At 70.6% G+C, this 17725-nt stretch carries 20 protein-coding genes; 4 read left to right on the forward strand and 16 right to left on the reverse strand.

Annotated elements, in window-relative coordinates; genetic code table 11:
- Positions 1–207 precede the first annotated feature (207 nt).
- From dapD to ABT127_RS33820, 14 genes are all read right to left on the reverse strand, one after another.
- Positions 208–1200, reverse strand: a complete 993-nt coding sequence (gene dapD / locus ABT127_RS33755) for a 2,3,4,5-tetrahydropyridine-2,6-dicarboxylate N-succinyltransferase (protein ID WP_351458544.1) — start codon at positions 1198–1200, stop codon at positions 208–210.
- Between the two features lie 80 nt (positions 1201–1280).
- Positions 1281–2258 carry a CU044_5270 family protein gene (locus ABT127_RS33760; protein ID WP_351458547.1) on the reverse strand — a complete coding sequence of 326 codons (978 nt, stop codon included), beginning with the start codon at positions 2256–2258 and terminating at the stop codon, positions 1281–1283.
- Positions 2255–2857 carry an RNA polymerase sigma factor gene (locus tag ABT127_RS33765; protein WP_351458549.1) on the reverse strand — a complete coding sequence of 201 codons (603 nt, stop codon included), beginning with the start codon at positions 2855–2857 and terminating at the stop codon, positions 2255–2257. Before ABT127_RS33765 ends, ABT127_RS33760 begins: the two co-directional genes overlap by 4 nt.
- A 127-nt stretch (positions 2858–2984) precedes the next feature.
- The gene (locus ABT127_RS33770; protein ID WP_351458552.1) at positions 2985–3524 is read right to left on the reverse strand and encodes a TetR/AcrR family transcriptional regulator; all 540 of its coding nucleotides are present in this window, start codon (positions 3522–3524) and stop codon (positions 2985–2987) included.
- Positions 3524–3844, reverse strand: a complete 321-nt coding sequence (locus ABT127_RS33775; protein WP_351458554.1) for a DMT family transporter — start codon at positions 3842–3844, stop codon at positions 3524–3526. The genes ABT127_RS33770 and ABT127_RS33775 overlap by 1 nt, the downstream gene beginning before the upstream one ends.
- Before the next feature lie 70 nt (positions 3845–3914).
- Positions 3915–5294, reverse strand: a complete 1380-nt coding sequence (locus tag ABT127_RS33780) for a DUF3616 domain-containing protein (protein ID WP_502971825.1) — start codon at positions 5292–5294, stop codon at positions 3915–3917.
- 165 nt (positions 5295–5459) lie between these two features.
- Complete coding sequence (locus tag ABT127_RS33785; protein ID WP_018533312.1) at positions 5460–5795, reverse strand: metal-sulfur cluster assembly factor; 336 nt, start codon at positions 5793–5795, stop codon at positions 5460–5462.
- Entirely contained in the window at positions 5792–6250 is a 459-nt protein-coding gene (gene sufU, locus ABT127_RS33790; protein ID WP_351458557.1) for a Fe-S cluster assembly sulfur transfer protein SufU, read from the reverse strand. The genes ABT127_RS33785 and sufU overlap by 4 nt, the downstream gene beginning before the upstream one ends.
- Before the next feature lie 26 nt (positions 6251–6276).
- Positions 6277–7533: a cysteine desulfurase gene (locus ABT127_RS33795; protein ID WP_351458560.1), complete on the reverse strand. Its 1257-nt coding sequence runs from the start codon at positions 7531–7533 to the stop codon at positions 6277–6279.
- Positions 7530–8294 (reverse strand): Fe-S cluster assembly ATPase SufC, encoded by a 765-nt coding sequence (sufC, locus tag ABT127_RS33800; RefSeq protein WP_351458562.1) that lies wholly within the window; start codon positions 8292–8294, stop codon positions 7530–7532. Before sufC ends, ABT127_RS33795 begins: the two co-directional genes overlap by 4 nt.
- Positions 8295–8301: 7 nt before the next feature.
- A complete protein-coding gene (locus ABT127_RS33805; RefSeq protein WP_351458565.1) occupies positions 8302–8631 on the reverse strand; it encodes a bifunctional 3-phenylpropionate/cinnamic acid dioxygenase ferredoxin subunit in 330 nt (109 codons plus the stop codon).
- On the reverse strand, positions 8631–9812 hold the full coding sequence (gene sufD / locus ABT127_RS33810; RefSeq protein ID WP_351458568.1) for a Fe-S cluster assembly protein SufD: 1182 nt from the start codon (positions 9810–9812) through the stop codon (positions 8631–8633). The genes ABT127_RS33805 and sufD overlap by 1 nt, the downstream gene beginning before the upstream one ends.
- A gap of 67 nt (positions 9813–9879) precedes the next feature.
- Positions 9880–11304, reverse strand: coding sequence for a Fe-S cluster assembly protein SufB (gene sufB, locus ABT127_RS33815; RefSeq protein ID WP_111666937.1), 1425 nt, complete (start codon positions 11302–11304; stop codon positions 9880–9882).
- Positions 11301–12053, reverse strand: coding sequence for a helix-turn-helix transcriptional regulator (locus ABT127_RS33820; protein ID WP_351458571.1), 753 nt, complete (start codon positions 12051–12053; stop codon positions 11301–11303). Before ABT127_RS33820 ends, sufB begins: the two co-directional genes overlap by 4 nt.
- A 195-nt stretch (positions 12054–12248) precedes the next feature.
- Between ABT127_RS33820 and ABT127_RS33825 the strand changes: the two genes are divergently transcribed.
- From ABT127_RS33825 to ABT127_RS33840, 4 genes are all read left to right on the forward strand, one after another.
- Entirely contained in the window at positions 12249–13040 is a 792-nt protein-coding gene (locus tag ABT127_RS33825) for an AAC(3) family N-acetyltransferase (protein WP_351458573.1), read from the forward strand.
- Positions 13041–13142: 102 nt separating this feature from the next.
- The gene (locus tag ABT127_RS33830; protein WP_351458576.1) at positions 13143–14069 is read left to right on the forward strand and encodes an ABC transporter ATP-binding protein; all 927 of its coding nucleotides are present in this window, start codon (positions 13143–13145) and stop codon (positions 14067–14069) included.
- Positions 14066–14833 (forward strand): ABC transporter permease, encoded by a 768-nt coding sequence (locus ABT127_RS33835; protein WP_351458579.1) that lies wholly within the window; start codon positions 14066–14068, stop codon positions 14831–14833. The genes ABT127_RS33830 and ABT127_RS33835 overlap by 4 nt, the downstream gene beginning before the upstream one ends.
- A gap of 127 nt (positions 14834–14960) precedes the next feature.
- Entirely contained in the window at positions 14961–15956 is a 996-nt protein-coding gene (locus tag ABT127_RS33840) for a COX15/CtaA family protein (RefSeq protein ID WP_351458582.1), read from the forward strand.
- 32 nt (positions 15957–15988) lie between these two features.
- Here the strand turns inward: ABT127_RS33840 and ABT127_RS33845 are convergent, their stop codons facing one another.
- Both ABT127_RS33845 and ABT127_RS33850 read right to left on the reverse strand, forming a co-directional pair.
- Positions 15989–17113, reverse strand: a complete 1125-nt coding sequence (locus ABT127_RS33845; RefSeq protein ID WP_351458585.1) for an amidohydrolase family protein — start codon at positions 17111–17113, stop codon at positions 15989–15991.
- A gap of 114 nt (positions 17114–17227) precedes the next feature.
- A complete protein-coding gene (locus ABT127_RS33850; RefSeq protein WP_351458587.1) occupies positions 17228–17563 on the reverse strand; it encodes a hypothetical protein in 336 nt (111 codons plus the stop codon).
- Positions 17564–17725 lie beyond the last annotated feature (162 nt).

Consider the following 17725-nt stretch of genomic DNA (forward strand, 5'->3'; position numbering starts at 1 on the left):
CGTCGAGACGACAGATATCGCTGGCGCGCGAATTACCCGAGGTATCCCTGGGCCAAAGGCACTGTCAAAACAAGCAAGCGCCCTCCCGGGCCGTCCTGGGGCCGTGGAAGGGCGCTCGTTGGTGACCAGCGCTGACAACTGGCGGCGGCTGCGCCGCAGTTCAGAGCGATGATCGATAAGACGGCCGCAGATCACGGCCGCGCATGATCAGTTGTGGCTGTGCAGCACCTCGTTGAGCCCGCCCCACACCGCATTGTTCGGCCGCGCCTCGACCGTGCCGGTGACCGAGTTGCGGCGGAAGAGGATGTTCGAGGCGCCGGAGAGGTCGCGGGCCTTGACGATCTCGCCGTCGGGCATCGTGACGCGGGTGCCCGCGGTGACGTAGAGGCCGGCCTCGACGACGCACTCGTCGCCGAGCGCGATGCCCACGCCCGCCTCGGCGCCGACGAGGCAGCGCTCGCCGATGACGATGCGGACGTTGCCGCCGCCGGACAGGGTGCCCATCGTGGAGGCGCCGCCGCCGATGTCCGAGCCGTCGCCGACGACGACGCCCGCGGAGATGCGGCCCTCGACCATCGACGTGCCGAGCGTGCCGGCGTTGAAGTTCACGAAGCCCTCGTGCATGACCGTGGTGCCCTCGGCGAGGTGCGCGCCGAGGCGGACGCGGTCGGCGTCGGCGATGCGCACGCCCTTGGGGGCGACGTAGTCGGTCATGCGCGGGAACTTGTCGATCGAGGTGACCTGGAGGTGCAGACCCTCGGCGCGGGCGTTCAGGCGGACCTTCTCGACGTCGTCGACGGCGACCGGGCCGAGCGAGGTCCAGGCGACGTTGGCGAGGAGGCCGAAGAGGCCGTCCAGGTTCTGGCCGTGCGGCTTGACCAGGCGGTGGCTGAGCAGGTGCAGGCGCAGGTACGCGTCGTGCGCGTCCAGCGGCTTGTCGTCGAGGGAGCCGATGACCGTACGGACGGCCACGACCTCGACACCGCGGCGGGCGTCGGGGCCGATCGCCTTCGCGGCACCCTCGCCGAGCAGCTCGACGGCCTTGTCGGCGGAGAGCTTCTCGGTACCGGCCGGGCCGGGCTCGGCCGTCAGGGACGGCGCGGGGAACCAGGTGTCGAGAACGGTGCCGTCGGCGGTGACGGTGGCGAGGCCGGCGGCGACGGCGCCGGTGGAGCGGGGAGCAAGGGTCGTGTCGGTCATGGGCCCAACTTAATCGGCGGGCCCCTGTTCGAGCGAACCCGCGGGGGCGGCGTCTCAGGTGCCGGGCGCCGCCCCCGGGGTCACGGCCGGTCCCCCTTGTGGTCGACGACGGCCGTGTCCAGGAACGCGGTCTGGAACATGATGTCGCCCGCCTTCCACGGCCGGTCGGGAGTGTCGTCGTCGGCGAAGTCGTGGGACTCCTTGTAGTCCTTGACGACCAGCCACCGGTCGCCGAGGTACTGATAGGTGCGCGGATCGATCAGGAGCTCCCGGCGGATCTTCTGCCCCTTCAGGTTCTGCCCGATCGCGATGGCGTCCCGTCCGGCGGCGTCGTGCACGAGCCGACGGGTCATCTCGGTGCCGGGCACCAACGCCAGCGCCCGGTACAGCGTGGCGAGGGACTTCGGCGGCAGCGGGCGGGTTTCCAGCACGCCTCTGATCGCGTTCATGTCCCGCTCACCCGCCAACTCGGGGTCCTCCTTGTTCAGCGGGTAGAAGACTCGGATCTTCCTCAGGAACGCCTTCGGATCGTCGGGGAGGGAGTTCACGAACCGCAGCCGCTCGCGCGGCGAGCGGTCGTCGCCCTCCCTGCCGTTCTCGAAGCGCGGGTCCGCGTACAGCGTCCAGGACTCCTGGGGGCCCGTCCTCGGCGAGGGCTGGGTGTTGCTCTTGCTCTTGGGCCAGACTCCGGGATCGCGGGAGATCGTCTTCTCGTAGATCCACTGCCCGGCGCGCGGGGTGACGAACGGATCGGCGTCGTCCATGGCGGTCGCGGCCCGTTCCAGCACCTCACTCAACGAACCCCGTACCGTCCGCGTGTCCGCGGGCGCGGACCGGTCGGCGGCGTCGCCGCCGATGCCGGTGGCCAGCACGACGACGGCGGTCAGCGCGGCGGCGGCCCCGAGTGCGGCGAGCCGCCAGTCGGCCCGTATCCGGCGCGCACGACCGCCTCGGGCGGCTACGGTGAGCCGGTTGCGGCCCTCGGCGAGCCGTCCCCGGTCGGGCGTCGGCGCCCCGGCGCGGAAGTCCCGTACGTCCTTCATCTCGTCCAGGTTCACGGCCGGACCACCTCCGCCAGTTCCCTCACGAACGCCGGGTCCGCCCCCAGGGCGGCCCGTACCTTCCTGCGCGCCCGGTTCAGCCGGGACCGCACGGTCCCGACGGGTATCCCGAGCGCCTCGGCGACGTCCTGGTACGTCAGATCGGCCCAGGCCACGAGCAGCAGCACGTGCCGGTCGGCGGCGGACAGCGCGGCGAGCGCGTCGGCGAGCGGGGCCTGGGCGGCGATGCGGTCCGCGGTGTCCTCGACCCAGCCGGCCGCGACCGGATCGAGACCGGTCCTGGCCAGCGCGCGCAGCCCGCGCACCTCCTTGCGCCGCTGCTTGCCGATGAGGTGCGCGGCGATCCCGTACAGCCACGGCCGGGCGGCGGCCCGCGTGGTGTCGTACCGGGCCCGCACCCGGAACGCGGTGAGGAAGGTGTCGGCGGTGATGTCGTCGGCCGCCTGCTCGCCGAGCCGCCGGGCCGCGTACCGGTGGATGTCGGGCGCGTACCGGTCGTAGAGCAGGGCGAACAGCTCGGGCTGCTCCAGGGATCTGGCGATGATCAGGCCGTCGTCGTCGCCGGAACCGGTGTCGGGCCACGGTGGTCCGCTCACAAGTCCTCCGTCTGCGCGTGGGGCCCGAGCGGGCCCGGGAACACCCCCGTGCTCCCCCGGACCCGCTCGGCGTGTCAGCCGTTGTTCCCCGCAGGACCCGGCAGAGTTCACGCCGCACAGGAAATTCTCAGGGGATCAGCCGGGACAGCATCTCGCGGGCGTACTCGGCGTCGTACGCGCCGTCCGTGAGCAGCACCTGGAGCGAGATGCCGTCGAGCAGCGCGACGAGTGCCCGTGCGGTGACGGGGTCGGTCCGCCGGGCCAGTACGTCGGCCAGCTCCTGGCACCAGGCGGCGGCGACGGGCCGCAGTGCGGGGCGGCGCAGGGCGGCGAGATACAGCTCGTACTCCAGCTCGACGCCGACGCGGTCCCCGGCGAGCCATTCGCCGAGCAGCCCGGCGAGTTCACCGGCGAGGTCGAGCGCCGGGTCCTGGAAGGCGCCGCGCGCGGCGACGACCTTGGCGAAGCCCTCGTTGGCCTGCCGCAGCGCGGCCACCATCAGCTCGTCGAGGGTCTTGAAGTGGTACGTGGTCGAGCCCAGCGGCACATCGGCCTCGGCGGCGACGGTGCGATGGCTCAGGCCCGCGATCCCTTTGGCCCCGACGACCCGGATCGCGGCGTCGATGATCCGCTGGCGTCGCTCGGGGTCGTAGCGCCGCGCCGCCATCAGTGCGCCCCGCCGAGATTGAGCAGCACGACGCCGCCGATGACGAGCACGATGCCCGCGACCTTCGCCAGGGTCAGCCCCTCGCCGAGGAAGATCATGCCGATCGCGGCGATGACGGCGGTGCCCGCGCCCGCCCAGATCGCGTACGCGGTGCCGACCTGCACGGTCTTCAGGGTCTGGGCGAGCAGCGCGAACGCGATCACGTATCCGGAGACGGTGATCAGCGAGGGCCAGAGCCTGCTGAAACCCTCGCTGTACTTCATGGCCGTGGTGGCGGCCACTTCGGCGGCGATGGCGCCCGCCAGCAGAACGTATCCCATGTGTACGAGGGTACACATCGTTGTGTACACCCGTACACACCGCGCGGGCCGCGGGTGGGATCGCGGCGTGTCAGGACACCGTGAAGCGGACCGTCCGGGCCTTCTTCCACTCGTCGTGGTCGAGGTCCTTGGCCGCGGTGCCGTCGCCGTACAGATCGGCGTCGCCGTTGTCGGTGATCAGCTGGACGCTCTGGCCGGACGCCGTCAGGTCGGGCACGGAGACGACGGCCTCCCAGCCGCCCGGGTCGGTGGTGGGCAGGTCGCGGACCTTCGTCGGCGCGTCACCGGCGACGCCGTCCCACCGGTAGAGCGCGTAGGGGTCGGAGTTGTCGTCGGCGGCCCAGCTGCCCGCGACGATCAGGTACTGGTTCGCGGAGTTCTTGCGGATGTCGCGGATCGACAGGCCGCCCAGGTCCAGCTCGACGGGCGTGCCGAAGGCGGGGGTCGAACCGCTCGCGACGACCTTGTCCATGTTGGTGACGGGCACGATGAGCGCCTTGCCGCCGGACGCCGGTGGCACGAGCGGGGCGCGGAAGCCGACGTACGCGGTGGTGGTCGAGCCGGGCGCGAACTCCAGGCCCTCGACGTTGAACCCGTCGATCTGCTTGGGAGCCTGGCCGTCCTCGGTGGCGTCCTTGAACCCGAAGCGGTCGCCGTTGTCCTCGTCCCAGGCGACGAGCTTGTCGCGCAGCTTCTTGTAGGAGTGCGCGTAGGTCAGCTCGGTGGCGGCGCCGGAGCCGCTGACCGTCGTGGTGAAGACGGTGTTGCGGTCGGCCTTGTACTCGCCGTCCTTGTTGTTGCCGAGCGAGCCGGTCCAGTAGATGAGGTTGCCGACGCGGGTGGCGCCCTCGATGTCGATCTCCTTGCTCGCCCCGACCTTGGATGTCATGTCCCAGGTCTTCACGGGCGCGCCGGAGACCGCGCCGTTGTACAGCCGCAGCACGTTGGACTCGTCGTCCGCGACGATCACGTAGCCGCCGCCCGCGTCGACCGCGGCGGAGGCGTCGGACGACCCGGTGAGGTAGCGGGTGTCGGCCGGGCTCTGCACGGCCTTGGAGGCCGCGTAGTGCAGCTTGGTGGTGGCCGTGGCACCGCCGGTGCCGGTCACCTTCAGCGTCAGGTCGGTGTAGCCCTGGGCGCGCGCGGCGACGGACACGGTGCGGGTCGCGCCGGTGCCGCTGACGGTGACGTCGCCCGTCTGCGCGACGGACGTCTTGCTGCTGGCCGACGCGGTGACGGTGAGGGCGGAGGCGTCGGTGCCGCTCTGCGCGACGGTCACGGTGACGGCCGGGTCGCCGCTCGCGCCGACGGCGCCGGAGAGGTAGGCGGTCGACAGCTTGATCGTCGGCGTACTGGCGGCGGAGGCCGGGAAACCGGCGACAGCGACGGTGAGCAGTCCGCCCGCGGCGGCGACGGCCGCGCGGCGCGCGATCCGAGAGGTGTGCGGCACTGTGGTCCCTTCATCGACGTGATGCCGTCGGAAGGCTCCGCTCCGTACCCCAACCCCCGGTGTCGATCATCCGTACGGCGTCGGAACACCTGGGTCGGCAACGGCAAAGAGCCCCGGCCGCAGGGGCCGGGGCTCTCCAGGAGGGGGTGTCCTCCGAAGGGTGTCTCAGACGTTGAAGCCGAGCGCGCGCAGCTGCTCGCGGCCGTCGTCCGTGATCTTGTCCGGGCCCCACGGCGGCATCCAGACCCAGTTGATCCGCAGCTCGTTGACGATGCCGTCGGTGGCGGACTTGGCCTGGTCCTCGATGACGTCGGTCAGCGGGCACGCGGCCGACGTCAGCGTCATGTCGATCGTCGCGATGTTCGCGTCGTCGATGTGGATGCCATAGATCAGGCCCAGGTTGACGACGTCGATGCCCAGCTCGGGGTCGACGACGTCGTACAGCGCCTCGCGGACCTCCTCCTCGGAGGCCGGCTTCATCTCAACAGCGTTCTCGGTCATGCGGTCTTCGCCTCCTCCGCGAAAGCCTGAGCCGTCGCGTCCTTCCACGCCATCCAGCTCAACAGCGCGCACTTGACTCGGGCCGGGTACTTGGAGACGCCGGCGAACGCGATCGCGTCCTCCAGGATCTCCTCCATCGAGTCGTCCGGCTCGATCTGGCCCTTGGACTGCATCAGCTCCAGGAAGGTCTCCTGGATCTTCCGCGCGTCCGCGAGCTCCTTGCCGACGAGCAGGTCGTTCAGCACGGAGGCCGAGGCCTGGCTGATGGAGCAGCCCTGGCCCTCGTACGACACGTCCTCGATCTTCTCGCCGTCGTACTTCACACGGAGCGTGATCTCGTCACCGCACGTCGGGTTGACGTGGTGCACCTCGGCGTCGCCGTCCCGCAAGCCACGCCCGTGGGGGTGCTTGTAGTGGTCCAGGATGACTTCCTGGTACATGGAATCCAGCTTCACGTTTCCTGTCCCATCCGTCCCAGCGCTCAGCCGAAGAAGTTCCGTACGTGCTCCAGGCCGTCGACCAGCGCGTCGATCTCGCCGGGCGTGGAGTACAGATAGAACGACGCTCGCGTGGTCGCAGGAATTCCGTACCGCAGGCAGACGGGTCGCGCGCAGTGGTGGCCGACGCGGACCGCGATGCCCTGCTCGTCGAGGACCTGGCCCACGTCGTGCGGGTGGATGTCGCCGAGCGTGAAGGAGATCGCGGCGCCCCGGTCCTCGGCCGTGGCGGGGCCGATGATCTTCAGGTCCGGGACTTCCTGGAGCTTCTTCACCGCGTACTCGGTGAGCGCCTGCTCGTGCCGTAGGACGTTCTCCATGCCGATCGCGTTCAGGTAGTCGATCGCCGCCCCGAGACCGATGGCCTGCGAGATCGGCGGCGTACCCGCCTCGAACTTGTGCGGCGCGGGAGCGTACGTCGACGAGTGCATCGACACGGTCTCGATCATCTCGCCACCGCCGAGGAACGGCGGCAGGTCCTCGAGCAGCTCCTGACGGCCCCAGAGCACGCCGATGCCGGTCGGGCCGCACATCTTGTGGCCGGTGAAGGCCACGAAGTCGGCCTGGAGCGCCTGCACGTCGAGCGGCATGTGCGGGGCGGCCTGCGAGGCGTCGATCAGGACCAGGGCGCCGACCTCCTGGGCGCGGCGCACGATGGCCTCGACCGGGTTGTGGGTGCCCAGGATGTTCGACACGAGGACGAAGGAGACGATCTTCGTCTGCTCGGTGATGACCTCGTTGATGTTCGACAGGTCGAGGCGGCCGTCGTCGGTGAGGCCGAACCACTTCAGCTTCGCGCCGGTGCGCTGCGAGAGCAGCTGCCACGGCACGATGTTGGAGTGGTGCTCCATCTCCGTGATGACGATCTCGGTCTCGTGGTCGACCTTGTACGGCTCGTCGGCCCAGCCCAGCATGTTGGCGACGAGGTTGAGCGACTCCGAGGCGTTCTTCGTGAAGATGACCTCGTCGCGGCTCGGCGCGTTGATGAACGACGCGACCTTGTCGCGCGCGCCCTCGTACAGCGCCGTGGCCTCCTCGGCCAGCACGTGCACGCCGCGGTGGACGTTGGCGTTGTGCTGCTCGTAGTACTCGTTCAGGACGTCGAGCACCTGGCGCGGCGTCTGCGAGGTCGCCGCGTTGTCCAGGTACACGAGCTTCTTGCCGTCGTGGAGCACCCGGTCGAGGATCGGGAAGTCCTTGCGGATCGCCTCGGTGTCGAGGAGGCCCGGCAGCTGTGTCACGCGGATACGCCACCCTTCACGTACTTGTCGTAGCCCTCGGCCTCGAGCTGGTCGGCGAGCTCGGCGCCGCCGGACTCGACGATGCGGCCGTTCGCGAACACGTGCACGAAGTCGGGCTTGATGTAGCGCAGGATGCGCGTGTAGTGGGTCACCAGGAGGGTGCCGACCTCGCCGTTCTCACGGACGCGGTTGATGCCCTCGGAGACGATGCGCAGCGCGTCGACGTCCAGGCCGGAGTCGGTCTCGTCGAGGATCGCGATCTTCGGCTTGAGCAGCTCCAGCTGGAGGATCTCGTGGCGCTTCTTCTCACCGCCGGAGAAGCCCTCGTTCACGTTGCGCTCGGCGAAGGACGGGTCCATGGAGAGCTTCTCCATGGCCTCCTTGACCTCCTTCACCCAGGTGCGCAGCTTGGGGGCCTCGCCGCGCACGGCCGTGGCCGAGGTGCGCAGGAAGTTGGAGACGGAGACGCCGGGGACCTCGACCGGGTACTGCATGGCGAGGAAGAGGCCGGCGCGGGCGCGCTCGTCGACGGACATCTCCAGGACGTCCTCGCCGTCGAGCGTGACGGTGCCGGAGGTGATCGTGTACTTGGGGTGACCCGCCAGCGAGTAGGCGAGAGTCGACTTGCCGGAGCCGTTCGGGCCCATGATGGCGTGCGTCTCGCCCTGCTTCACGGTCAGGTCGACACCCTTGAGGATCTCCTTCGTGGCGTTGTCGGCCTCGACGGTGACGTGCAGGTCTCGGATTTCAAGCGTTGCCATGGGTGCCTCAGGACTCCTGGGTGAGGGAGGCGCTTACGTCGACGAGGACGCTGCCCCCTTCGATCTGTACGGGGTAAACGGGGACGGGGCGCGTCGCGGGGAGGCCGGACGGCTTGCCGGTGCGGAGGTCGAACGCGGAGCCGTGCAGCCAGCACTCGATCTGGCAGTCCTCCACCTCGCCCTCGGAGAGCGAGACGTTCGCGTGCGAGCAGATGTCGTTGATCGCGAACACCTCCCCCTCGGTGCGGACGACCGAGACCGGCGTGCCGTCGAGTTCCACCCGCTTCGGGGTGTCCTCCTCCAGCTCGCTCAGGTCGCAGGCGCGTACGAAGGCCATCAGACGGTGGCCTCCAGCTCGGCCTCGATCTTCTCGAGGAGACGCGCCTCGATGTCGGCGACACCGATCTGCTGGACCAGCTCGGCGAAGAAGCCGCGCACGACGAGGCGGCGGGCCTCGTCCTCGGGGATGCCGCGGGCCATCAGGTAGAAGAGCTGCTCGTCGTCGAAGCGGCCGGTCGCGGAGGCGTGACCGGCGCCGACGATCTCGCCGGTCTCGATCTCCAGGTTGGGCACGGAGTCGACACGGGCACCGTCGGTCAGAACCAGGTTCCGGTTCATCTCGTACGTGTCCGTGCCCTCGGCGGCGGCCTCGATGAGGACGTCACCGATCCACACGGCGTGCGCGTCGTCGCCCTGGAGCGCGCCCTTGTAGACGACGTTCGACTTGCAGTGCGGGGTGTTGTGGTCGACCAGGAGGCGGTGCTCCTGGTGCTGGCCGGCGTCGGTGAAGTAGAGGCCGAACAGCTCGGCCTCGCCGCCGGTGCCCGCGTAGTTGACGCGCGGGTTGAGGCGGACGACGTCACCGCCGAAGGTCACGACGACCGACTTGAAGGAGGCGTCGCGGCCGACGAGCGCGTTGTGCTGCGCCACGTGGACGGCCTTGTCGTCCCAGTCCTGCACGGAGACGACGGTCAGCTTCGCGCCGTCGCCGAGCACGTAGTCGACGTTGGCGGCGAGCACCGCGTCGCCGGTGTGGTCGATGACGACGACGGCCTCGGCGAAGGCACCCAGCTCGATGACCTGGTGGCCGTAGGCGACGCCGCCCTCGCCCTGCACCGCGATGCGGATCGGCTCGGTGAGGACCGTCTCCTTGGGCACGGTCACGACGGAGGCCTTCTCGAAGACCGAGTACGCCTGCGCGGCGACGCGGTCGACGGGCGTGCCGGCCTTGCCGATGCGGGCGTCGTCCCGGCCGACGGTCTCGACGGTGACGCCGGCCGGCGCCTCCACGTCGATCTTCACGCCGGTGCCGGTGGCGACGGCGGTGCCGTCGTGCAGGCCGCGCAGCCGGTCCAGCGGCGTGAACCGCCACTCCTCCTCACGGCCGTGCGGGACCGGGAAGTCCTGCACGTCGAAGGAGGGGGGCGCGCTCATGCGTGTGGCGACGGTCGACTCGGCGGCGACCGCGACGGCGCCCGCGGTCGTGGACCCCGCAGAGATGTTCTGAGCCTCAGCCATGGCTGTCGTAGTGCTCGCTTTCATTACGTACGTGAGGGGCTTGACGTCAGACGGCGGTCGGTGGGGACTAGCCCACCGAGCCCTCCATCTGGAGCTCGATCAGCCGGTTGAGCTCGAGGGCGTACTCCATGGGGAGCTCCTTGGCGATCGGCTCGACGAAGCCGCGCACGATCATCGCCATGGCCTCGAACTCGGAGAGACCGCGGCTCATCAGGTAGAAGAGCTGGTCCTCGGAGACCTTGGAGACGGTCGCCTCGTGGCCCATCGACACGTCGTCCTCGCGGACGTCGACGTACGGGTACGTGTCGGAGCGCGAGATGGTGTCGACGAGCAGCGCGTCGCACAGCACGTTCGACTTCGATCCGGCGGCACCCTCACCGATCTCGACGAGACCGCGGTACGAGGTACGGCCGCCGCCGCGCGCCACCGACTTGGAGACGATGTTGGACGACGTGTTCGGCGCCATGTGGACCATCTTGGAGCCGGCGTCCTGGTGCTGGCCCTCGCCCGCGAAGGCGATGGACAGCGTCTCGCCCTTGGCGTGCTCGCCCATCAGGTAGACGGCCGGGTACTTCATGGTGACCTTGGAGCCGATGTTGCCGTCGATCCACTCCATGGTCGCGCCCTCGTACGCCACGGCGCGCTTGGTGACCAGGTTGTAGACGTTGTTCGACCAGTTCTGGATGGTCGTGTAGCGGCAGCGGGCGCCCTTCTTCACGATGATCTCGACGACCGCGGAGTGCAGCGAGTCGCTCTTGTAGATCGGTGCGGTGCAGCCCTCGACGTAGTGGACGTAGGCGTCCTCGTCGACGATGATCAGCGTCCGCTCGAACTGGCCCATGTTCTCCGTGTTGATACGGAAGTAGGCCTGGAGCGGGATCTCGACGTGCACGCCCTTCGGCACGTAGATGAAGGAGCCACCCGACCACACGGCGGTGTTCAGCGCGGCGAACTTGTTGTCGCCGGCCGGGATGACGGTGCCGAAGTACTCCTTGAAGAGCTCCGGGTGCTCCTTGAGGGCGGTGTCGGTGTCGAGGAAGATGACGCCCTGCTCCTCCAGGTCCTCGCGGATCTGGTGGTAGACGACCTCGGACTCGTACTGGGCCGCGACACCGGCGACGAGGCGCTGCTTCTCCGCCTCGGGGATGCCGAGCTTGTCGTACGTGTTCTTGATGTCCTCGGGCAGGTCCTCCCAGGACTCCGCCTGCTTCTCCGTGGAGCGCACGAAGTACTTGATGTTGTCGAAGTCGATGCCGGACAGGTCCGAGCCCCAGTTCGGCATGGGCTTCTTGCCGAAGAGCTTCAGGCCCTTGAGGCGGAGGTTGGTCATCCACTCCGGCTCGGACTTCTTCGCGGAGATGTCCTTGACGACGTCTTCGTTGATACCGCGCTTCGCAGAGGCGCCGGCCGCGTCGGAGTCCGCCCAGCCGTATTCGTACTTGCCCAGGCCCTCGAGCTCAGGGTGGGCAGTCTCCTCGATGGGGAGAGTCATGCGGGGTTCCTCCCGGCCGTGCTTGCAGATGCGTTGTCGTGATTCTTGGGGGTGTTCCTGGGGATGAACGTCGTGCAGACGCCGTCGCCGTGGGCAATCGTGGCCAGCCGCTGCACATGAGTGCCGAGCAACTGGGAGAACATCTCCGTCTCCGCCTCGCACAGCTGCGGAAACTGTTCGGCCACGTGGGCCACGGGACAGTGGTGCTGGCAGAGCTGCTCACCGACCGGTGCGCTACGCGCCGTAGCAGCGTACCCGTCCGCGCTCAAGGCCTTGGCCAGGGCGTGGGCCCGCTGGTCGGGGTCGGCCGCGTCGATCGCGGCCTTGTACGGCGCGGCCTGCGCGGCGATGCGGGCGCGCGCGAAGGCGACCACTGCCTCGTCGCCCCCGGCGGTCTCCCGGATCCAGCGGAGCGCTTCCGCGGCGAGCTTGTCGTAGGACTGGTCGAAGGCGTCCCGGCCGCAGTCGGTCAGGGCGAACACCTTGGCGGGGCGGCCGCGGGTGCGGGCCCCGTAGACGCGCTGTTCCCTGGGCTGCACGACGTCGTCGGCGACCAGGGCGTCGAGGTGGCGGCGGACGGCAGCCTGGGTCAGACCGAGGCGTCCGGCCAGATCGGCGACCGTGGACGGGCCGTGGTCCAGGATGGAGCGCGCGACCCGGTTGCGCGTCGATCGCTCCGAACGCTCCCCGGCCGCGAACTCCTGCGGGGCCCCGATGGGGGCCTCCTGAGCCTCGCCGACGTTTTTCACAACGCCATTGTTGCGTAATTCCTCAGAGCCTGACAAGCGGCGAGGTGATCGCCGCGCGGTGCGGTGCATCACTTAGGTAGACCTAAGTAGGCACGGGGCGTGACCTGCGGAAACGATCTTTGATCGATCAAAACCCGCCGCTGCTGCCCCGAAATCCCCTGGCGCCCCGGGAGCAGCTCCCGGACACTTCCGACCATGCCCGCACCCGAACCGACCGGCCCGCTCGTCACCCGCGCCTCCCTCGCCACGGATCTGCGCGCGCTCGGGGTCGAACCCGGCGAAACCCTCCTGGTGCACACCTCCCTCAGCAGTCTCGGCTGGGTCAACGGCGGCCCGGTCGCCGTCGTCCAGGCCCTGCTCGACGCCGTCGGCCAGGGCGGCACCCTCGCGGTACCCACGCAGACCGGCGACCTCACCGACCCCGAGGGCTGGGGCGATCCGCCGGTCCCGCGCGAATGGTGGGAGACGGTCCGCGCCACGATGCCCGGCTACGACCCGGCGACCACGCCGAGCCGGGGTGTCGGCGTGCTCCCCGAGACCGTGCGCACCTGGCCAGGCGCCCTGCGCAGCGCCCACCCGCACACCTCCTTCGCGGCGCTGGGCCGACGCGCGGCACGGATCGTCGACAGCCACTCCCCCGACTGCCGGCTCGGCGAGCGCAGCCCGCTCGCCCGTCTGGAGGAACTCGGCGCACGGGTGCTCCTCCTCGGCGCCGGCTACGACGCCTGCACGGGCTTCCACCTCGCCGAGTACCGCATCCCCTTCCGGCTGGAGGACGCCGGACGCCCGGGCCCCGCGGGCTGGCACCCGGTCACCGAGGTGGCGATCACCGCCGACGGCTTCGACGAACTCGGCGCCGCCTTCGAACGCGACAGCCCGGTCGTCCGGGGCCGGGTCGGCGCGGCCGACACCCGCCTGTTCCCCCTCGCCGACGCGGTGGCGTACGCCCAGAAGTGGCTGCCCGCACACCGGCCGCAGGCCGGGTGACCGCACGTCCGCCGCGCCGCGCTCCGTGCCGTCGGACGCGCCCGCCCGGCTCCCTGATCCCCACCGGCCTGCCGTTCCGACCGGCTCCGTAGACTCGCCCGTATGAGTAACGACCCCGTCGTGGAGGCCGCCGGCCTCGTCAAGCGGTACGGCGGCAAGACCGCCGTCGACGGCCTCGACCTCACGGTCGGCGCAGGCCTCGTCACCGCGGTCCTCGGCCCCAACGGCGCGGGCAAGACCACCACCATCGAGATCTGCGAGGGCTACCGGCGGCCGGACTCCGGCACCGTCCGCGTCCTCGGGCTCGACCCAGTGCGGGACGCGGCGAGGCTGCGGCCCCGGATCGGCGTGATGCTCCAGTCCGGCGGCGTCTACTCCGGCGCCCGCGCCGACGAGATGCTCCGCCACATCGCGAAGCTGCACGCCCACCCGCTCGACGTGAACGCCCTCATCGAGCGACTGGGCCTCGGCAGCTGCGGACGCACCACCTACCGCCGCCTCTCCGGCGGCCAGCAGCAGCGCCTGGCGCTCGCGATGGCCGTGGTGGGCCGGCCCGAACTGGTCTTCCTCGACGAGCCGACCGCGGGCCTCGACCCGCAGGCGCGCCGCGCCACCTGGGACCTGGTCCGCGACCTGCGCGCCGACGGCGTGTCGACGATCCTGACCACGCACTACATGGACGAGGCCGAGCAGCTCTCCGACGACGTCGCGATCGTCGACGCCGGAAAGGTCATCGCCCACGGCACGCCGGAGCAGCTGTGCCGCGGCGGCGCCGAGAACACGCTGCGCTTCAGCGGCCGCCCGGCCCTCGACGTCGGCTCCCTGCTCAAGGCCCTGCCCCCCGATTCCGCGGCCGCCGAGCTGACCCCCGGCTCCTACCGCGTCAGCGGCACGGTCGACCCGCAGCTGCTGGCGACGGTCACCTCCTGGTGCGCCCAGCACGGCGTGATGCCGGACAAGATCTCCGTCGAGCGGCACACCCTCGAAGACGTGTTCCTGGAACTGACCGGCAAGGAGCTGCGCGGATGAGCGCCGGTACGTACGCACCGAACCCGGGAGCCGCGCCGCTCCCCCGCATGATCGCCGCGCAGGCCGTCCTCGAGACGAAGATGCTGCTGCGCAACGGCGAGCAGCTGCTCCTGACGGTCGTCATCCCCACCCTCCTGCTCGTCCTGTTCTCCTCGGTCGACATCGTGGACACGGGCTCCGGCAAGGCGGTCGACTTCCTCACCCCCGGCATCCTCGCCCTGGCCGTGATGTCCACGGCCTTCACCGGGCAGGCCATCGCGACGGGCTTCGAGCGCCGGTACGGCGTGCTCAAGCGGCTCGGCGCCTCTCCGCTGCCGCGCTGGGCACTGATGGCCGCCAAGACGCTCTCCGTGCTGGTCACGGAGGTACTGCAGGTGATCCTGCTGACCGTGATCGCCCTCGCTCTCGGCTGGTCGCCGCACGGGAACCCGCTCGCCGTCGTGGCTCTGCTCGTCCTCGGCACGGCGGCATTCTCCGGGCTCGGTCTGCTGATGGCCGGCACGCTCAAGGCGGAGGCCACGCTCGCCGCCGCCAACCTCGTCTTCCTGCTGCTGCTCGTCGGCGGCGGTGTCATCGTGCCGCTCGACAAGTTCCCCGACGCGGCGCAGTCCGTGCTCGGTCTCCTGCCCATCTCCGCGCTCTCCGACGGCCTGCGGGACGTGCTCCAGCACGGCGCGTCGATGCCCTGGGGCGATCTCGGGATCCTCGCCGTGTGGGCGGTCGTGGGGCTCGGGGCGGCCGGGCGGTTCTTCCGCTGGGAGTGACCGACGGGCGGCCGGTATCGCTCGGTGTGACCCGACATGCCGTCGGCGTGACGTAACTCCCGTCACAGATTCCGCAGTTACGTCCCCCTCGTGAAGCCGCGCACAAGCGGCCCCCTACGATGGGCCCGTGCCAAACCTGACCCGCGCCGACGCCGTCCAGGCGGTGCGCAATCCGCTCGCCTTCATCGCCGAACGCTGGACCCCCACCCCGCGGACCGTCCAGCGCGCGGCCCTCTCCGCCGTCGTCATGACGGTGGTCATCGTCGTCACCGGTGGCGCGGTGCGCCTGACCGGGTCGGGCCTCGGCTGCCCGACCTGGCCCAAGTGCACCGAGCAGTCGCTGACCGCGACGAGCGAGATGGGCTTCCACGGAGCCATCGAGTTCGGCAACCGCATGCTCACCTACGTGCTGTGCGCCGCCGTCGGCTGGGCGATCATCGCCGCCCGCTCGCAGAAGCCGTGGCGCCGGTCGCTGACCCGGCTCGGCTGGACGCAGTTCTGGGTCGTGATGGGCAATGCGGTGCTGGGCGGCATCGTCGTCCTGGTCGGCCTCAACCCGTACACGGTCGCGGCCCACTTCGTGCTGACCACCGCGCTGCTCACGGTGGCGGTGCTGATGTGGCAGCGCACCCGTGAGGGCGACGCGGAGCCCCGCCCGCTGGTCGGCCAGGCCATCAAGCAGCTGGTCTGGTTCCTGGTCGCGGCGGCCGCCCTGCTCATCCTCGTCGGCACGGTGGTGACCGGCGCGGGTCCGCACGCCGGTGACTCCAGCGACGTCCCGCGGATGCCGCTGGACTGGGAGACGGTCAGCAAGCTGCACGCGGTGCTGGCCTGGATCGTGGTGACGCTGACCTTCGCCCTGTGGTTCGTCCTCAAGGCCGTCGACGCCCCCAAGGGGCCGCTGAACCGCACCCGCGATCTGTTCCTGATCCTCCTGGCCCAGGGCGTCATCGGCTACGTCCAGTACTTCACCGACCTTCCCGAGGTGCTGGTCGCCCTCCACATGCTGGGCTCGGCGCTGGTCTGGATCGGGGTGCTGCGGGTGGTCCTGTCGCTGCGCGAGCGTCCGGAGACGACGGCCGGCGTACCGGCTCAGGCGGGCTCGGAGCTCTCGGCGGTCTGAGGACCACCGCTCACGTTCCTCTGCGAGGCCGGTCAGCCGTCCTCGCCCGTGGGCCCCAGCCCGTACACCCGCAGCGCGGTCCCCGAGGCGATCATCCCGGCGACCCGCTGCGCGTCGTGGAGCGACCACGCCCCGTCGGCCACCCACCCACCGAGCACCCGCCCGAGCGCCTCGCGGAACAGCCGCGCGCCGACCACGTGCAGTTCGGGCAGGCCGCGCGCGCCGCTGGAGAAGAGCAGCTTGCCGAACGGGGCGAGCTCCAGGATCTCCGCGAGCACCGCTCCGGCCCGGGCTCCGGTGCGGGCGAGCGCCGGTCCGAGGTCCGCGTAGACATGCGGGAAGATCCCCGCCAGGTGGGCGGCGTGCCGGTGGTACGGGTAGCCGTGGAGCAGCACGAGATCGGTGCCGAGCCCCGCGGTGGCCCGGGCGAAGTCGGCGAGCAGCACCGGATCCGTGCGGTCGATGCGCAGCCCGGGTTCGCCCAGTCCGGCATGGAGCTGGAGGGGCCGGCCGGAGGCGACCGCGATCCACAGCAGATGGCGCAGCAGGACGGGATCGGTCACCGGCCCGCCCACCGCGCGGCCCGCGAGCCAGCGCCCGGCCGCCCCGCGCACCTCACCGGGCCCCGGCGGCTGCGGTGCGAGCGCGAGACCGTGCCGCACTCCGGCGACCGAGGTGAACGCGACGGCGCCGACGGCCGCGGCGTGCACCGACTCGGCGAGGTTCGCGAGGAAGGACTCGACGGTGCCGGAGGTGTCGGCGACCTGCTCGGCCAGTAGTTCGAGGCGGACGATCTCGTGGGTCTCGGCCTCCGCGGCCGACGCCATCTCGGCCGGGCCCAGCAGGTCGTCGGGCAGTCCCGTGTCCATGAGGTACGTGGTGATGCCGCTGCCGCGCAGCAGTCGCCGCCCCGCTTCCAGGACACCGAGTTCGCGGCGCCTGGCCAGATAGCGGGCGGGCGGGCAGTGGGGCTCCAGACCGAGCAGGGGCGGGCACCAGCGGCGTACCGCGAAACCGGTCTGGGTGTCGAAGAACGTGGTGCCGGCTGCGGGCGGCCCCTCGCCCCGGCCGAGGTGGGCCTCGAACGTGCCGAGGCCCAGCTCCGTACGCAGCACCCCGTGGCAGTACTGGTCCACGAGGGACGGCGTTTCGATCATCCGGGGCTCCCCGTATATGGACCGTGCTCCTACAGTCCTAACGGGTGACAGGGCACCTGGTGTTGCTCAACCTCGGATCGCACACCTGCACCCATGGCCGCCCAAAAGCCCGGGTCAGCCGCCGAGCTGAATGCCCGCCATGCGCTTCCACTCGTACGGGCCCGTCTCGACCTTGGCCGCGAAGTCGCCGTCGAAGTCCTCGTGGAGGGTGATCCCGGCCTTCTCGACGGCCTTCTGCGCGATCTCGTACGTCCGGGCGACCAGGTCGCCCCAGCCGCCGTCCTCGCCGACGAGCACGATGCGGGTGCCGCGCTCGCCGATGTACGCGAGCTGTCCCTCGGCACCGCCGTGGGCCTTGGCGAACACGCCGATCTGCCGGGCCAGCTTGGCCGCCCGGCGCTCGTCCTTCGCCGCCCGACCGGGCGCCTCAACCTCTTGAGTCTCTGCCATGGACAGGATGCTACCGACGAGTAGGGAAACAAGCGATGGGTGGGGTGGGGGGGGGGGGGGGCCCCCCCCCCCCCCCCCCAGATCGTAAGAGCCCCGGGCCCCGCCGCACGGGGGCCACCCCCCCCCCCCCAAGAGACGAGAACCAAAAGATATTGGACAGGG

This window comes from Streptomyces sp. NPDC001904 (assembly GCF_040297005.1).
Lineage (GTDB): Bacteria > Actinomycetota > Actinomycetes > Streptomycetales > Streptomycetaceae > Streptomyces.

What these genes read in the sequence shown, in the direction of transcription:
- ABT127_RS33770 (WP_351458552.1), bottom strand. Translation starts at nt 3,524, where the DNA reads ATGGCGGCGCGGCGCTACGACCCCGAGCGACGCCAGCGGATCATCGAC.
- ABT127_RS33775 (WP_351458554.1), bottom strand. Translation starts at nt 3,844, where the DNA reads ATGGGATACGTTCTGCTGGCGGGCGCCATCGCCGCCGAAGTGGCCGCC.
- ABT127_RS33825 (WP_351458573.1), top strand. Translation starts at nt 12,249, where the DNA reads ATGCCCGCACCCGAACCGACCGGCCCGCTCGTCACCCGCGCCTCCCTC.
- ABT127_RS33805 (WP_351458565.1), bottom strand. Translation starts at nt 8,631, where the DNA reads ATGGCCTTCGTACGCGCCTGCGACCTGAGCGAGCTGGAGGAGGACACC.
- ABT127_RS33785 (WP_018533312.1), bottom strand. Translation starts at nt 5,795, where the DNA reads ATGACCGAGAACGCTGTTGAGATGAAGCCGGCCTCCGAGGAGGAGGTC.
- ABT127_RS33835 (WP_351458579.1), top strand. Translation starts at nt 14,066, where the DNA reads ATGAGCGCCGGTACGTACGCACCGAACCCGGGAGCCGCGCCGCTCCCC.
- sufB (WP_111666937.1), bottom strand. Translation starts at nt 11,304, where the DNA reads ATGACTCTCCCCATCGAGGAGACTGCCCACCCTGAGCTCGAGGGCCTG.
- dapD (WP_351458544.1), bottom strand. Translation starts at nt 1,200, where the DNA reads ATGACCGACACGACCCTTGCTCCCCGCTCCACCGGCGCCGTCGCCGCC.
- ABT127_RS33850 (WP_351458587.1), bottom strand. Translation starts at nt 17,563, where the DNA reads ATGGCAGAGACTCAAGAGGTTGAGGCGCCCGGTCGGGCGGCGAAGGAC.
- ABT127_RS33830 (WP_351458576.1), top strand. Translation starts at nt 13,143, where the DNA reads ATGAGTAACGACCCCGTCGTGGAGGCCGCCGGCCTCGTCAAGCGGTAC.
- sufC (WP_351458562.1), bottom strand. Translation starts at nt 8,294, where the DNA reads ATGGCAACGCTTGAAATCCGAGACCTGCACGTCACCGTCGAGGCCGAC.
- sufD (WP_351458568.1), bottom strand. Translation starts at nt 9,812, where the DNA reads ATGGCTGAGGCTCAGAACATCTCTGCGGGGTCCACGACCGCGGGCGCC.
- ABT127_RS33845 (WP_351458585.1), bottom strand. Translation starts at nt 17,113, where the DNA reads ATGATCGAAACGCCGTCCCTCGTGGACCAGTACTGCCACGGGGTGCTG.